Source organism: Ensifer adhaerens (assembly GCF_020035535.1).
In the GTDB taxonomy this organism is placed as follows: domain Bacteria; phylum Pseudomonadota; class Alphaproteobacteria; order Rhizobiales; family Rhizobiaceae; genus Ensifer.
This window is the reverse complement of the sequence record NZ_CP083349.1, coordinates 2,791,159-2,804,172: the sequence shown is the minus strand read 5'-3', so window position 1 is coordinate 2,804,172 and position 13,014 is coordinate 2,791,159. Positions and strand designations below refer to the sequence as shown.

18 protein-coding genes are annotated in these 13,014 nt (G+C 62.5%); 8 read left to right on the top strand and 10 right to left on the bottom strand.

The genetic code is table 11. The features are described 5' to 3' along the window. Positions 1-38 precede the first annotated feature (38 nt). The 7 genes from LAC81_RS13795 to hemP all read right to left on the bottom strand — a co-directional run bounded on the left by LAC81_RS13795 (position 39) and on the right by hemP (position 5,287). Positions 39-470 carry a hypothetical protein gene (locus LAC81_RS13795; protein ID WP_223725255.1) on the bottom strand — a complete coding sequence of 144 codons (432 nt, stop codon included), beginning with the start codon at positions 468-470 and terminating at the stop codon, positions 39-41. A 118-nt stretch (positions 471-588) separates the two neighbouring features. After that, a complete protein-coding gene (locus LAC81_RS13790; protein WP_223725254.1) occupies positions 589-954 on the bottom strand; it encodes a DUF883 family protein in 366 nt (121 codons plus the stop codon). A 205-nt stretch (positions 955-1,159) separates the two neighbouring features. Further along, positions 1,160-1,951 (bottom strand): heme ABC transporter ATP-binding protein, encoded by a 792-nt coding sequence (locus LAC81_RS13785; protein WP_223725253.1) that lies wholly within the window; start codon positions 1,949-1,951, stop codon positions 1,160-1,162. Positions 1,952-1,959: 8 nt separating this feature from the next. Beyond that, positions 1,960-3,078: a FecCD family ABC transporter permease gene (locus tag LAC81_RS13780; protein ID WP_223725252.1), complete on the bottom strand. Its 1,119-nt coding sequence runs from the start codon at positions 3,076-3,078 to the stop codon at positions 1,960-1,962. Continuing rightward, positions 3,065-4,015 carry a heme/hemin ABC transporter substrate-binding protein gene (locus LAC81_RS13775; RefSeq protein ID WP_223725251.1) on the bottom strand — a complete coding sequence of 317 codons (951 nt, stop codon included), beginning with the start codon at positions 4,013-4,015 and terminating at the stop codon, positions 3,065-3,067. The genes LAC81_RS13780 and LAC81_RS13775 overlap by 14 nt, the downstream gene beginning before the upstream one ends. A 20-nt stretch (positions 4,016-4,035) precedes the next feature. Then, positions 4,036-5,097 (bottom strand): hemin-degrading factor, encoded by a 1,062-nt coding sequence (locus tag LAC81_RS13770; protein ID WP_223725250.1) that lies wholly within the window; start codon positions 5,095-5,097, stop codon positions 4,036-4,038. A 10-nt stretch (positions 5,098-5,107) separates the two neighbouring features. Continuing rightward, entirely contained in the window at positions 5,108-5,287 is a 180-nt protein-coding gene (gene hemP, locus LAC81_RS13765; RefSeq protein ID WP_419195777.1) for a hemin uptake protein HemP, read from the bottom strand. Positions 5,288-5,495: 208 nt separating this feature from the next. On the opposite strand from hemP, the gene LAC81_RS13760 reads away from it, so the two are divergent. The 5 genes from LAC81_RS13760 to LAC81_RS13740 all read left to right on the top strand — a co-directional run bounded on the left by LAC81_RS13760 (position 5,496) and on the right by LAC81_RS13740 (position 8,292). Further along, positions 5,496-5,933, top strand: a complete 438-nt coding sequence (locus LAC81_RS13760) for a hypothetical protein (RefSeq protein ID WP_223727824.1) — start codon at positions 5,496-5,498, stop codon at positions 5,931-5,933. A 61-nt stretch (positions 5,934-5,994) separates the two neighbouring features. Beyond that, positions 5,995-6,897 (top strand): energy transducer TonB family protein, encoded by a 903-nt coding sequence (locus tag LAC81_RS13755; RefSeq protein WP_223725249.1) that lies wholly within the window; start codon positions 5,995-5,997, stop codon positions 6,895-6,897. A gap of 207 nt (positions 6,898-7,104) precedes the next feature. Continuing rightward, positions 7,105-7,518: a DUF2325 domain-containing protein gene (locus LAC81_RS13750; protein WP_223725248.1), complete on the top strand. Its 414-nt coding sequence runs from the start codon at positions 7,105-7,107 to the stop codon at positions 7,516-7,518. 28 nt (positions 7,519-7,546) lie between these two features. After that, the gene (locus LAC81_RS13745; protein ID WP_223725247.1) at positions 7,547-7,816 is read left to right on the top strand and encodes a hypothetical protein; all 270 of its coding nucleotides are present in this window, start codon (positions 7,547-7,549) and stop codon (positions 7,814-7,816) included. Positions 7,817-7,977: 161 nt separating this feature from the next. Further along, positions 7,978-8,292: an antibiotic biosynthesis monooxygenase family protein gene (locus LAC81_RS13740; protein ID WP_223725246.1), complete on the top strand. Its 315-nt coding sequence runs from the start codon at positions 7,978-7,980 to the stop codon at positions 8,290-8,292. 91 nt (positions 8,293-8,383) lie between these two features. Here the strand turns inward: LAC81_RS13740 and LAC81_RS13735 are convergent, their stop codons facing one another. Further along, positions 8,384-8,746 (bottom strand): DUF423 domain-containing protein, encoded by a 363-nt coding sequence (locus tag LAC81_RS13735; RefSeq protein ID WP_223725245.1) that lies wholly within the window; start codon positions 8,744-8,746, stop codon positions 8,384-8,386. A gap of 2 nt (positions 8,747-8,748) precedes the next feature. Beyond that, a complete protein-coding gene (locus LAC81_RS13730) occupies positions 8,749-9,141 on the bottom strand; it encodes a group II truncated hemoglobin (RefSeq protein ID WP_223725244.1) in 393 nt (130 codons plus the stop codon). Positions 9,142-9,281: 140 nt separating this feature from the next. Between LAC81_RS13730 and LAC81_RS13725 the strand changes: the two genes are divergently transcribed. Both LAC81_RS13725 and LAC81_RS13720 read left to right on the top strand, forming a co-directional pair. After that, positions 9,282-9,842, top strand: a complete 561-nt coding sequence (locus LAC81_RS13725; protein ID WP_223725243.1) for a TetR/AcrR family transcriptional regulator — start codon at positions 9,282-9,284, stop codon at positions 9,840-9,842. Between the two features lie 17 nt (positions 9,843-9,859). Next, positions 9,860-10,201: a DMT family transporter gene (locus tag LAC81_RS13720; RefSeq protein WP_058320832.1), complete on the top strand. Its 342-nt coding sequence runs from the start codon at positions 9,860-9,862 to the stop codon at positions 10,199-10,201. A 19-nt stretch (positions 10,202-10,220) separates the two neighbouring features. Here LAC81_RS13720 and LAC81_RS13715 read toward each other — a convergent pair whose 3' ends face one another. Continuing rightward, complete coding sequence (locus tag LAC81_RS13715) at positions 10,221-11,243, bottom strand: substrate-binding domain-containing protein (protein ID WP_223725242.1); 1,023 nt, start codon at positions 11,241-11,243, stop codon at positions 10,221-10,223. 364 nt (positions 11,244-11,607) lie between these two features. On the opposite strand from LAC81_RS13715, the gene LAC81_RS13710 reads away from it, so the two are divergent. Beyond that, the gene (locus tag LAC81_RS13710) at positions 11,608-12,870 is read left to right on the top strand and encodes an ABC transporter substrate-binding protein (protein ID WP_223725241.1); all 1,263 of its coding nucleotides are present in this window, start codon (positions 11,608-11,610) and stop codon (positions 12,868-12,870) included. Positions 12,871-13,014: the final 144 nt, after the last annotated feature.

The following is a 13,014-nucleotide window of genomic DNA, read 5'->3' as shown; positions in this document are numbered from 1 at the left end:
TCGGGCCTAGCCATCAAGGCAAAGGGCTGATGTGCGTATCAGTCGTCTTGTTTGCGTCCGCGTCGCTTGCCGGTACCCAAGAGAGCGCCGACGGCAATAGCGGTCGCAACGGCGAGAAGCGGCTGTTTGCGCAGGATGCCTGCCGCCGCAAGGAGCGTCAGATTGGTCTGCATTTGCGTCCGTCGACGACGTTCTTCCTGGCGCCGACGGTCACGGTTCTGCAGCGAAATGAGGATAGCGACCAGCACCAGCGCGGTGACGACCAGCGCGACGGCGATCGCTGCGGCGGCCGCGACCGGGGAGTAGCGAGCGCTGAGATAAAGAAAAGTGGCTGCGAGCGCGAAGACATATGCAGTGACGAGTAACAGCCCTATGACGCTCCACAGGGCTGCGTTGCGCTTCACGCGAGAGGCGGTGGCGCCGATGTCGGCAGCCAAGAGGCTCGCGAGCGCGGCCGTCAGCGGTCCCATGCACTACTCCCGTCGTGATCGACACTCAGAAATTCGAGCGGATTGAGGGCTGCAAACTATGCTCTTCCCCAATCGCTCGGACCGCGAGCTTGTGCCCGCGGCCCCATGCGATTTGAGGTTAGCGACGAAGCAATGCTGCCACCGCGAGCCCTATCAGGGCGGCGGCTCCGAGTGTGGCGATCGGATGCTCGCGGACCGCGTGGCGAACTTGCTTTTCGGTTCCCGCATACCGGCCGCGCAACTCGGTAAGCAACTCTTCGCCGCTCGCCAAGAGCTCGCTTACACTCGCTTCGGCCTGTTCGCGGGCGTCCTGTGCCTTGCTGCGGGCCTGCTTGGATGCCGCCGATCCGCGGTCGGCCAACAACGCAACCAGTGTTGCAACGTCATCGCGCAGTTCGCTCAACTGCTCCTCGACGGAGATATCGGCGAGTTTGCCATTTTTTGTGGATCGCGAGCTCGAGCCGGAGAAGAGGCTAGGTGCCATGATGGATACTCCCTTCCTTTCACGCACGCGCCGGCCGCGAACGGTCGGCGCTGTCTGACGGAACCAGCAGGCACAACTAGAGGCCCTTGCCGGCGCTTCGGGGGAACAACGCACAAGTGCGGAAATTGTTTCGATCAATCTTGATGTTGAAGCCTGCGAAATCCGGCAACGCCGCGGGGCGCTTGCGCGAACCCGAGGCGTGGCGTCAGAGGGTCGCCGTCTGCGGCAGGACGAACGGCACGTGCGATGCCGGTGTGGCGCCCACCTGCATGCGGCAGCCGAAGACGGCTTCCATCGTCTCGTCGGTCAGAACCTCGCGTGGCGTACCGCAGGCGCGGACCTTGCCGGCCTTCATCATCACCATTCTGTCGGCGAACATCGCCGTCAGGTTGAGATCGTGCATCACGGCAACGACGCCCCCGCCGCGCTCGCAGAACTTGCGGGCGAGCTGCATGATCCCGAGCTGATGGCGGATATCGAGACTGGACACCGGCTCGTCGAGCAGCAGGTAGCGTGGCTCGCCGTCGATGACCGGATCGGTGATCTGGCAGAGCACGCGCGCAAGCTGCACGCGCTGCTGCTCGCCGCCTGACAGTTCCTGGTAGAAGCGTCCGGCAAAACCGGCCAGATCCACCGCTTCCAAAGCCTCGGCCGTGACCCTGTCGTGTGCGGCAGGATCCGCGTTGACGCCGGCAGCTAGGCCCAGTCTCACGACCTCGCGCACGGTGAAGGGGAAGGAGATGACGGTCGACTGGGGAAGCACCCCGCGCATCAGCGCCAGCTCCCATGGCTTCAGGCCGCGCAGGTCGCGGCCGTTGATGCGGATCGTCCCGTCGGCGGGCGAAAGCTCCCCGGAGATCGCCTTCAGCGTCGTCGTCTTGCCGGAGCCGTTCGGGCCGACGATGGCGGTCAATGCCCCGGGCAGCGCCTCGAGCGAAACGCCGTGGATGACGGGTCGGCCGCCGAGGCGGACGGAGAGATTGGAAACGCTGATCATGGTTTCGTTTACAGTCCCATGTTCGAGCGGCCGCGCAGCAGGATCCAGAGGAAGAACGGCGCGCCGATAAAGGCGGTGACGATGCCGATCGGCAGCTCCGCCGGGGAAACGATGGTGCGGGCAATCATGTCGGCGAGGATCAAAAGTGTGCCGCCAAGCAGCGCCGAGGCGGGCAGCAGGTAGCGATGATCGGGGCCGATGACGAGCCGCAACAGGTGAGGGACGACGATGCCGACAAAGCCGATTCCGCCGCTGACGGCAACGGACGCGCCGGTTGCCGCTGCGACGCTGACGATTGCGATGTTCTTCAGTCGCTGCACGGGAATGCCCATATGGAAGGCGGCCGCCTCGCCAAGCGTGATGGCGTTTAGCCCGCGCGCCAGGAAAGGCGTAACCGCGAGTGAGGCGAGAATGATCGGGGCCGCAGCCAGGATCTTCGTCCAGTTGGCGCCAGCGAGCGAACCGAGCCCCCAGAAAGTCAGGTCGCGCAATTGCTTGTCGTCGGCTCTGAAGACCAGGACACCGGTGACTGCACCTGTCAGCGCGCCGAGCGCGATGCCGGCAAGCAGCAGCGTGGCGATCGACGTCTGGCCACCGCGGGTGGCGATGCGGTAGAGGAGCAGCGTGGTGACGAGGCCGCCCATGAAGGCTGCCACCGGCAGCGCATAGAAGCCGAATAGCGCAAAGAGCGGCCCGAAGGCAGCGGTTCCGAGCACGATCAGCAGCACGGCGCCGAGGCTCGCGCCTGAGGACACGCCGACGAGGCCGGGATCAGCCAAGGGGTTGCGGAAAAGCCCCTGCATCACGACACCGGAAACGGCGAGCGACGCGCCGACGAGCATGCCCAGCACGGCGCGCGGCAGGCGGATATCGAGAATGATGATGCGGTCGCGGATGCTCAAGCCCTGATCGGCTTCACCGATCAGCCAGCGCCAGACGTTTGAGAGCGACGCATCGGCCGCACCGGTCATGATCGAGCCGACGAAGGTCGCGGCGGCAAACGCGATCAGGGCGACGATGACGAGACGCGCCAGCCGCGAACGGTTGCCGGAGCGCCACTCGCTGCGGATGTCGGCGGCGAAAGCGGTCAGGCGCATGCCGCGGTCCAATGCCTCACTGCGAGGCATTGGCCTTCTTCCCGTAGATGGCGGCATTCAGTTCGCGGACGGCACTTGCGGTGCGCGGGCCAAAGCCGAGCAGGTGCAGACCGTCCATGCGGATCAGCGCTTCGTTCTTTGCGGCCGGCGTGAGGCTCAGTGCCGGCAGGGCGAAGAGCTCTTTGGCCTCGGCGGAATGCTCGCCGCCGCGATCCATCATCAGGACGACATCGGGCTTGGCTTCGATGATCGCCTCGTCGGTCAGTGCCTTGTAGCCGGGGAAGGTGCCGACCGCGTTGACGGCACCGGCAAGCTCGATGATGCCGTTAGCGGCAGTTCCCTGTCCCGATGCCATGACCTTTCCACCCTGGGTGCTCAGGATGAAAAGCACGCGCTTGCGTTCGGCTTGCGGACGGGCGGAACTCTCGGCGACTGCGGCATCGAGGTCGGCTTCGACGCTCTTTGCCAGGGCTTCGGCCTTGTCCTCTACACCCAGGAAGGCGCCGACGGCGCGGATCTTCGAGGGGATGCCGACCTTGTCGAAAGTCTCGGGCACGCTGGTAAAGGCGATGTTCGCTTGTTTCAGCACCGCCAAAGCCTCCGGCGGGCCGCTGCCTTCGACGGCGATTATGGCGCTCGGGTTGGCCGCAATGATGCCTTCCGGTGCGAGCTGGCGCATATAGCCGACATCGGGCAGCGCCTTCGCCGCTTCCGGATAGGTGCTGGTGGAATCGCGACCGACGAGGCGACCTTCCTCGCCGAGCGCGTAGATGATCTCGGTGATAGCTCCGCCGACGGAAACAACGCGTGAGACGTCGGACTTCTGCATGTCCTCGGCCATCGCCGGCCGGATGAAGGAGGGGGCGCCGGGCGCCACCGCCGGAAGCAGGAAGGGAGCCGCAAGGGCAAAGGCGGCGAGCGCCAGTCCTGAGCGGCGAAGGCGACGGAAGTCGAGGCCGTTGATCATCTGAGTGTCCTATCCTGTCCTCAGGCGGCGACAGTCGTGTCGCGGCGCGCCAAGCCTTCGGCGATCGTGCGCCATTCCGGACGCTCCGCGAGACCTTCCTTCCGCTTGCCGAAGAACTGGATGATCATCTCGCCCTTGGCGTCCAGCGCCTCGATCGAGGTGACGTGGCCGTCGGCGGTCGGCTTGCGCACGGCCCAGAGTTCGGCGATATGATCGGTACGCAGATGCAGGTGGAAGGTCGGGTCCATGACGTTGAGCCACGGGCCCATCGGCGCGATCTTGGCGATCGGGCCGGAGTGAATCTGGATCACGCCGCGGTTGCCGACGAAGCACATGATCGGCAATTCGGCTTCGGCGCTTTCGCGCATCATCGCTTCGATGCTGGAGGGGTCGAGCTGCCAGGCGAAATCCTCGCCGATGTTGCTGAGCGCCTGACGACGGCCGATCTTCAGCTTGCGCAGAATACCGTGGAACTGGTGCGTGTCCGTCATTTTCGTCCAGCGGTCGCGCAGTTCGACAGCATCGACCACGGTCTCCGGCTTGTCGTCGGTTGCCGGCACGCTCAAGTCGGGGGTGAAGTCCTGCGCCTGGTCGTCAAGGCGGAAATCCGCGACGATCTTGTCATAGGCCGCGACATTCGATTCCGGGCGCAGATGCACCTTGTGCACCGCATTGCCCCACTTGTCGAAGAACTGCAGGCTCTTGCGGACTTCGCCCTTGTCGTCGGTCTTCGTCACGGCAAAAGCGTGCACCCAGGCGCTCGGGAAAACGCGCAGATCGATCTGTTCGCCAAGCACGATGCTCGCCATCTCGCCGGTGGTGATCTTCTCGTAGACGCCGATCTTTTCATGAACCGCGCTTTCGTTGCGGGTCAGCGCCATGACTTCGCCGAGTTCCTCGACGCGCGACAGGAAGCGGTTGGCATCGGCGTCGATGCGCACGGCGGACAGCCCACATTCGGCAGCGACGAGAGCGGCTTCGGAAACGCCAAGCTGGGCTGCGATATCACGCTCGCGCATCTTCGGGTTTTCGGCGCGGTAGGTGCGGATTTCGGAAGGAGTGGGGCGGAGGCTCTCGGTCATTTTCATCTGCCTATTTGTTCAGGATCAGTTTGCCTTGGCGGGTGATCTTCATGCGGTAGATCGCGCCGTCGTGGGAAATGAGGATCTCGTTTTCGCTGCCGAAAAGTTCGCGACTTTCGATAATCCGCTGCGCGCGCCCGGCCTTGATCGGCGGCTCGGATGGGCGTGCAAGGTCACTGTCGTTGGTCACTGCGTTTGGCCGTTTCGAGAGGGCAGGTAGCGCTGTTTTTCCAGCATTTCCTGCCGTGCAATTCGTTTACTATCTTGACTTCATTACTCATATTTATTTATGGACGCAATACCGGACTTATACACTCAAGTTAGTTATTGCCGGCTTGTGGACAAGGGCGTGCGGGGCTCGTTCGGTGGTTCGCCGCAACCTTGGGGGTTATGTCGATATGAAGTTTTTCAGCCTTCCGATTGTTTCCGTTGCTCTTGCGGCCCTCATCGCTGCGGGCAGTGCCAACGCGCAGGAGGCTGCTCCCGCCGCCGGGTTGACAATCGAGTTGAACGAGGTCGCGCCGTCGCAGAAGGGCTGCAAGCTCACCTTCGTCGCCGGCAACGCCTTTGCGCAGTCGCTGAGCAAGGTTTCCTTCGAGTTCGTGATCTTCGACCAGAAGGGTCTGGTCGAGCGCATGGCCGTGCTCGACTTTCGCGATCTGCCCGCCGGCAAGACCAAGGTTCGCCAGTTCGATCTCCCTGGTACCAATTGCGATGCGGTGAAGAGCCTGCTGATCAACGATGCGCCGGCCTGTGTGGGCGACGGCGTGCAGCCGGGCGCCTGCATGAGCGGGATCAAGACCGGCTCGAAATCGGCGGTGGAACTCAAGGGTTGAGTGGGACCGCTCGTTCGGAGCGTGGAGTTGGCGCCGCCGGTGCGGCGAAGGTTAGGCTGTAATGAAGCGTATCGTCATCTGGACCGGGGCCGCCGTCATTTCGCTCGCAACGCATGGCGTGGTTCTTGCGACATTGTTCGGGTCCTCCCCGCTCGAGGATGAGCCGGCACTCACGGTTGGAGGAGTGACGACCGAGGTTGCCATTCTCGGGGATGCCTTCTCCGAGACCTTGCAGGCAGGCGATCCCTCGGAAATCGTCGAGCCAACCGAGGACGTTCCAGATGAAGTCGAGCCGGAGGAGATCACGCCTGTAGAGGACACGACCTCGACCACCCCTGAAATCGTTGCGGAACAGCCAAGCAATTTGATTGCCACCGAGGCGGACGTGATCCTGCCAGCCGAGGAAATGCCGACCTTGCAAGTGGCCGAAGCCGTGGTGACGGCAAGCGCTGCGCCTGCTGAAACCGTCGTGCCGGAAGAAAAGCCCGAGGTCGAGGAGCCTAAGAAGGAAAAAGTTGAGAAAAAGGAGCCGGTCAAGAAAAAGAAGGTTACCCGCAAGAAAGCCGGCGACAAGGGCGAGCAACAGCAGACTCAGGTCAAGGGCCAGGCGGACGGAGATATCAACGGCAACACTGCGACCGCCACCGGTGAGGGACGGGCGGCATCCGTCATCGGGAGCGCAGGCGAGGAGAACTACAAGGGCAAGGTCCGCGCGAAGGTTCAGCGCGTTTTTCTCCGGAAGTCGCGTAGTATTCGCCGCGGTGAAGGGGATACCGTTACGGTCGCATTCGTGGTCTCGGCGAACGGTAGCTTGGCAAGCGTGAATCTCGTTCGCAGTTCCGGCTCGGACCGCCTCGACAAGGCGGCTGTCGATTCCGTCCGCAGCGCAGCGCCCTTCGCTGCCATACCGGCAGGTTCCGGCAGAAGCAGCTGGAGCTTCAGCGTTCCCATGTCCGTCAATTGAGGGGCAGGCACGCTCACGCGTGTCGCAGCGGCGATGTAGTCACATCAAAAATATGAATAGAAAACTCATGTTTATACTTTACTCGGATTATCAAGTTTAATAGGTTGCCCTCGTCACGCAGCCGAAGGGCGTGTGTCGAGAGGATATCCCGATGCGACCGGCTGCCCCTTGAAGGCCCTTGTCGCACGATCAGGCGGAGAGGATTGCATGCGCGGCAAGCGTCACCAGAATGCGGCGAAGAATGGCAAGGGTCGTGCGGGTGCGGAACCGGCCGAGGCTCGCCAGGAGACCGGCAAGGCAACGCTCGAAGGGCGCAGTTTCCTCTATGTCGGCGGCCGTGATTGTCAGGTGGCGCATCTGCGCGAGATTGCCAGCTCCTTCGGCGCCGAGCTGCTTCATCACGATGGCGGGCTGCGCGAGGCAGTCTCGCGCATCGACCGGGTACTGCCTTCAGTCGATTGCGTGTTCTGCCCGATCGACTGCATCAGCCATGACGCATGTCTGCGCGTGAAGACCGGCTGCAAGAAGTGGGGCAAGGCCTTCGTGCCGCTGCGCAACGGCTCGAAATCGAGCCTTGAGCGCGCGCTTCAGGACCTGACCACCAGCCGCGACGAGCGGTAATCCTCCTAAGACAAGACGAGAGTTTGCAATGAACGAAGAACGTCCTGAGCTCGCCATGATGATCGGCCTGCACAAGCTGGCGGCGCAGCAAGGCGATGGGCTGGTGCCCGAGCTCTACGAGATCCTGACACGTCGCGCGCGCATGGTTGAAGAGAATGCCAACGTCGCCGAGTTTCCAACCTGGCAGGCGCGCCCGCCAGTGCGTGATCCGCTCGGCCTTGCAGAGCCGAAGGAAGCAACTATTCTCGCCTTTCCGCGGGCCGCAAACGACGCTGCCCGCAAGAAGGAAAGCGCCTAAAAGCAATCCCAGGAAAAGTGCGAAGCGGCTTTCCGTCCGGGATTGCGGTGCTTTATGACGAGCAATCCTAGGAAAAGTGCGAAGCGGTTTTCCGCCCGGAATTGCGCCCATTCAAAGATTTGGATCATTTCGCCGTCAATGAAATGACCCGGGAGACCAAGATGTACGTTGCCATGAACCGTTTCCGTATCGCCATCGGCCATGAAGAGGCCTTCGAGGCCGTATGGAAGGGGCGCGATTCCAGCCTCTCGGAGATGGCAGGCTTCGTTTCCTTCCATCTGTTGCGCGGCGACAGCGTGCCAGAGGAGGGCTACACGCTCTTCGTCTCGAACTCGGTCTGGAAGGACAGGGATTCGTTTTCAGCCTGGACGAAGTCGGAGAACTTCCGCGCTGCGCACAGGAATGCTGGCGAGAACAAGGCGATGTATCTCGGGCCGCCGAAGTTTGAAGGTTTTTCGGTCGTCGAATGCGCCTGATCCGCGCGCCTCGGCACGCGCCACCTGATTGCATATCATTCGCCTCCCGGATGGAAGACTATCCGGGAGGCGAATTGCTTTTGGGTCAGTCTCACTTGCGCGGCAGGAAGGCGCCGAGCGAAACGGCGAGCCAGCCTGCCATGATTGTCGTGCCGCCGAGCGGCGCCGACATGGGGAACAGACCGTGACCCGAGACATGGCGCACCGCGAGATCAGCCGAGAATAGTGCCGTTCCAACTGCGATCAGCAAGGCCGCAACGGCTGCCGTGCGAAAGCTCGGCCAGGCGGCATAGAGCGCGACCAAGGCCGGGGCATGGGCAAGGCACATCGCGGAAATGCCGGCGAGCAATCTCGGGTCGTCGCCGTGCGAAGCGGCGGCCGCGCTGACAACGCCGGTCAGGCCCATCAAGCCGGCAACAAATAGTGTCGTTGCGCGAAATCCGCTGTGCGACATGGTCATTCCTTGTTCTGCATGTGTAGGGCGAGGCGAGTGATCGGGTCGAGGATGATTTGCCTGAGCTTCGGATGTTCGATCGTTTCCTCGAGCGCGCGGGTGAAGCAGAGCAGCCATTCGTCCCGTTCCTCAGGCCCGATCTCGGCGACGAAATGGCGTCGGCGCAGCATCGGATGGCCGCGCTTTTCAACGTAGATTGGCGGTCCACCGAGCCAGCCGGTCAGGTACTCGTAGAACTTCTCTTCGCTGCCGGAAAGATCCGGCGGATGCACGGCGCGGCAGCGTGCCGCTTCCGGCAACGTATCCATCAACTCATAGAAACGGCGTGTCAGGGCGCGAACCGCCGGGTCGCCACCGATGGCTTCATAGAGGGTCGTGGTTTCCGGTTCCGCCATGCTTGCGTCCTTCGTTGCGTCGGTCCTAGCGCGCGGCGGCGGGGTGGACAACGATTTTCACGGCACGGATTTGCGGCGTTTCATCGCGGTCGTGCGTTGCCTCCCTTGACAAACCGTCCAGACGGTATCTTTATGCATTTATGACCGAAGCTCATCGTCGCAAGAAACAGCCGGAACAGGTGCGCCAGCAATTGCTGGAGGTCGCCGCACGCCTTTCGCACGAGCAGGGGGTGGCGGGCATCACGCTCGATGCCGTGTCGCAGGCGGCGGGCGTCAGCAAGGGCGGGCTGCTGCACCACTTTCCGAACAAGCTCGCTCTTCTCGACGGGCTGTTCGACGACCTGGTGACGCGGTTCGATCGCGAGATCGAGGCGGCGATGGCACGCGATGCGGTGACGAAAGGGCGCTTCACCCGCGCCTATATCGACGTCTGCTTCGCGCTTGATCCCACAACCGACGTGCCGGGCTGGCGCATGCTGACGATCGCGCTTATCGCCGAGCCGCACCTGAAGGAGCGCTGGCGCGACTGGGTCAGCCGGCGGTCGGCGGAGTTTGCAGAAACGGACGGTTCGCCGAGCTGTGTGCTGGCGCGTTTCGCCTGTGACGGCGTGTGGCTGGCGGATCTGATGCAGAGCCACGATCTCGATGCTGAGGCGCGGGTCGGTCTAGTTGAAAATCTCAAGGCGCTTTCGGCGCAGTAACCCGGATGGAGTCTTCCATGAACCCCGCCATGCTCTATACCGTCCTGGTTGCGGCGATCGTCTTCGAAGTGCTCGGCACTTCGGCGATGCAGGCGGCCCAGCACTTCACCCGGCTGGGGCCGACGGTGATCATGGTGGTCTGCTATGCGATCGCCTTTTTCTTCCTGTCCTATACGCTGCGCTTCATCCCCGTGGGCATCGCCTATGCGGTCTGGAGCGGGCTCGGCATCGTCCTGATTTCGCTCGTCGGTTACTTCGCCTTCGGGCAGAAGCTCGACCTGGCGGCGATCCTGGGACTGGGCCTGATCATATCCGGCGTGGTTGTGCTCAACCTGTTTTCCAAGTCCACCTTCCATTGAAGCGGTCGGCAGTCAGGTCTCAGGCGCCCTGCGGCGGGGGTGCGGTCGATTCCCGCAGGATCAGTTCGACCGGCCAGAGCTCGTGAACCTCCTCGGTCGGCCTGCCTGAAAGAAGCTGCAGCACGAGATCGGCCGAGCGCGCGCCGGCGGCGCGCATGGAAGAGCGGGTCGCCGAAAGCGAAGGCACCATGTTCTCCGCCGTTAGGTAAGGGAACACGTCGTCATGGGCGATGACCGAAACCTCACGCCCGATCTCCAGGCCCATGGACCGCGCTGCCCGGTATATGCCCAGCGCCGTCATCATCGAGCCGGCGACGAAGGCGGTTGGGCGCGGCGTCTGTTCCAGGAAGGAGCGGGCGAAGCGGAAGCCGAGTTCGTCGGTGAAGTTGCCGTGGGCGACGAGGCGCGGATCGAACGGGATGCCACGCGCCTGTAGCGCGTCGCGGTAGCCCTTGTCGCGGTGAAGCGAGAAAGTGCGGCCCTGCCGGCCGTTGATCATGGCGATGCGGCGATGGCCGAGGTCGATAAGGTGCGAGGTGGCGCGGCGAATGGCGCCCTCATTGTCGATGTCGAGCCAGGCATGCGGCACGTCGATATCGGACCGTCCGTGCACGAGGAAGGGCATGCCGAGCTTGTGGAGAAGGGCGATGCGCTCGTCGTTCGGTTCTGGCGAGTGCACGATCACGGCGTCGACGCGGCCGCTGACGGCGAGCCGGCTATAAAGCTGGATTTCGCCCGTGGGGTTCTTGTCGTCCATCGGGCTGACGAGAATGTCGATATCCTCGGTGCCGAGCCGCTCGGCGAGGCCCCCCATGAATTCGGAGAAATGGAACTCGCCGGAGCGCCCCATGACGACGCCGATGGCGCCGGCGCGACCGGTGGCAAGCCGCACGGCGTTGATGTTGGGGCGATAGCCAAGGCGGGTCGCCTCTTCGGCCACGCGTTTGCGCGTCTTTTCGCTGACCTCGGGATAGCCGCTCAGCGCCCGGCTGACGGTGGTCGGCGAAAGGCCCAGTTGTTGTGCGAACTCCCTCAGTTTCATTCGGTATGCGTTTCCTCAAGCCCTGGCCCGGTCCCAGAAATATACACCTTCGCCGCCCGTAACAATCGGTTTGTCGGATACGTCCTGCGCTTCGGTTCGGGCCGGAATTTTACCAAACCGTTTTAAATTAATGCGACCCCCCTTTAATTTCATGGGTTACCGCGACTTGTGAATGAAATTTCATTCCATAAAATATGCTATTGAATATAAACGATTATTTCGAATAATTAACGGCCAGGCGACATTTTCGAGTGCATGGATTGACAGTTTTTCTGTCTTCTGCCAACTTTTTCTCATCCAAACCGCTTTCGAATTTGCCGAGGAGCTTTCGTGCGGTGGAGGGGGAACAGGAGGAGTCGACCCAATGACAACCATGCTCAATGCCCTGAGTTTTTGTGCCGCGATCCTAGCAGCCGGAACGGCTGGTGCCGCCGAGCTTTCGCTCGCCGCGAACACGACCGGCAAGAACGTCAATTTCATTCGCGAACAGCTGGACATTTTCGAGAAGCAGACCGGGCACAAGGTGAGCCTGGTCACCATGCCGCCGTCGAGCAGCGAGCAGTTCAGCCAGTATCGGCTTTGGCTTGCCGCCGGAAACAAGGATGTTGACGTCTACCAGACGGACGTCGTCTGGGCGCCGCAGCTGGCAGACCAGTTCGTCGATCTGACGGAAGCGGCGAAGGACGTTGTCGGTCAGCACTTTCCGTCGATCATCGCCTCGCAGACGGTGAACGGTCGTCTCGTGGCCTTGCCGGTTTTCACCGATGCGCCGGCACTGTTCTATCGCAAGGATCTGCTCGAAAAATACGGCAAGACGCCGCCGAAGACCTGGGACGAGCTGGCGGCGACCGCCAAGGAAATCCAGGAGAAGGAGCGGGCCGCTGGTCAAGCCGATCTCTGGGGCTATGTCTTCCAGGGTAATGCCTATGAAGGCCTGACCTGCAACGCGCTCGAATGGGTCAAATCCTCAGGCGGTGGCCAGATCGTCGAGCCGGATGGCACGATCTCGATCAACAACGAGAAGGCCGCCGCCGCGATCGACCGGATCAAGGGTTGGGTCGGCACGATCTCGCCGCAGGGCGTGCTTGCCTACCAGGAGGAGGAATCGCGTGGCGTCTGGCAGACTGGCAATTCCGTCTTCATGCGCAACTGGCCCTATGCCTATGCACTCGGCAACGGCGACGACAGCGCGGTGAAGGGCAAGTTCGCCGTCGCACCGCTGCCGACGGCCACCGATGGCGACCAGCCGTCTTCGACACTTGGCGGCTGGAACGTCGCCGTTTCCAAATATTCCGATGATCAGGAGGCTGCGATTGCGCTGGTCAAGTTCCTGTCGTCTGCTGAGGTGCAGAAGCGCCGGGCGATCGAACTTTCCAACCTGCCGACGGTTGCAGCACTCTACGACGACGCGGATGTCGCCAAGGCCCAGCCGTTCATGCCGGCCTGGAAGCCGATCTTCGAAAGCGCGGTGCCGCGCCCGTCCGCCGTCACCAAGGTCAAATACAACGAGGTTTCCGCCAAGTTCTGGAACGCGGTGCACAACTCGCTTTCCGGCAACGGCACGGCGGCGGAAAATCTTGAACTGCTCGAAGTCGAGCTCACCGAGATGAAGGGCGACAACTGGTGATCCTCCCGGGGGCGAGGGGAGTGCTTGTCAAGCCTTCCCTCGCTCCACCGAGTAACCGCCGACGACGTCCAGCCCTTCGAAAGCAAACAAGTCCGGATGGGAAACGCGTCACACTTTCCCTGGACTTGCCTGTTGGCGTCGTTC

Excerpts from the sequence above, each read along its gene's own strand:
- LAC81_RS13735 (WP_223725245.1), bottom strand. The coding sequence starts at position 8,746 with ATGTCGCACAGCGGATTTCGCGCAACGACACTATTTGTTGCCGGCTTG.
- LAC81_RS13740 (WP_223725246.1), top strand. The coding sequence starts at position 7,978 with ATGTACGTTGCCATGAACCGTTTCCGTATCGCCATCGGCCATGAAGAG.
- LAC81_RS13780 (WP_223725252.1), bottom strand. The coding sequence starts at position 3,078 with ATGCCTCGCAGTGAGGCATTGGACCGCGGCATGCGCCTGACCGCTTTC.
- LAC81_RS13745 (WP_223725247.1), top strand. The coding sequence starts at position 7,547 with ATGAACGAAGAACGTCCTGAGCTCGCCATGATGATCGGCCTGCACAAG.
- LAC81_RS13770 (WP_223725250.1), bottom strand. The coding sequence starts at position 5,097 with ATGACCGAGAGCCTCCGCCCCACTCCTTCCGAAATCCGCACCTACCGC.
- LAC81_RS13715 (WP_223725242.1), bottom strand. The coding sequence starts at position 11,243 with ATGAAACTGAGGGAGTTCGCACAACAACTGGGCCTTTCGCCGACCACC.
- LAC81_RS13720 (WP_058320832.1), top strand. The coding sequence starts at position 9,860 with ATGAACCCCGCCATGCTCTATACCGTCCTGGTTGCGGCGATCGTCTTC.
- LAC81_RS13760 (WP_223727824.1), top strand. The coding sequence starts at position 5,496 with ATGAAGTTTTTCAGCCTTCCGATTGTTTCCGTTGCTCTTGCGGCCCTC.
- LAC81_RS13730 (WP_223725244.1), bottom strand. The coding sequence starts at position 9,141 with ATGGCGGAACCGGAAACCACGACCCTCTATGAAGCCATCGGTGGCGAC.
- LAC81_RS13710 (WP_223725241.1), top strand. The coding sequence starts at position 11,608 with ATGACAACCATGCTCAATGCCCTGAGTTTTTGTGCCGCGATCCTAGCA.
- LAC81_RS13755 (WP_223725249.1), top strand. The coding sequence starts at position 5,995 with ATGAAGCGTATCGTCATCTGGACCGGGGCCGCCGTCATTTCGCTCGCA.
- LAC81_RS13790 (WP_223725254.1), bottom strand. The coding sequence starts at position 954 with ATGGCACCTAGCCTCTTCTCCGGCTCGAGCTCGCGATCCACAAAAAAT.
- LAC81_RS13795 (WP_223725255.1), bottom strand. The coding sequence starts at position 470 with ATGGGACCGCTGACGGCCGCGCTCGCGAGCCTCTTGGCTGCCGACATC.
- LAC81_RS13725 (WP_223725243.1), top strand. The coding sequence starts at position 9,282 with ATGACCGAAGCTCATCGTCGCAAGAAACAGCCGGAACAGGTGCGCCAG.
- LAC81_RS13785 (WP_223725253.1), bottom strand. The coding sequence starts at position 1,951 with ATGATCAGCGTTTCCAATCTCTCCGTCCGCCTCGGCGGCCGACCCGTC.
- LAC81_RS13775 (WP_223725251.1), bottom strand. The coding sequence starts at position 4,015 with ATGATCAACGGCCTCGACTTCCGTCGCCTTCGCCGCTCAGGACTGGCG.
- LAC81_RS13750 (WP_223725248.1), top strand. The coding sequence starts at position 7,105 with ATGCGCGGCAAGCGTCACCAGAATGCGGCGAAGAATGGCAAGGGTCGT.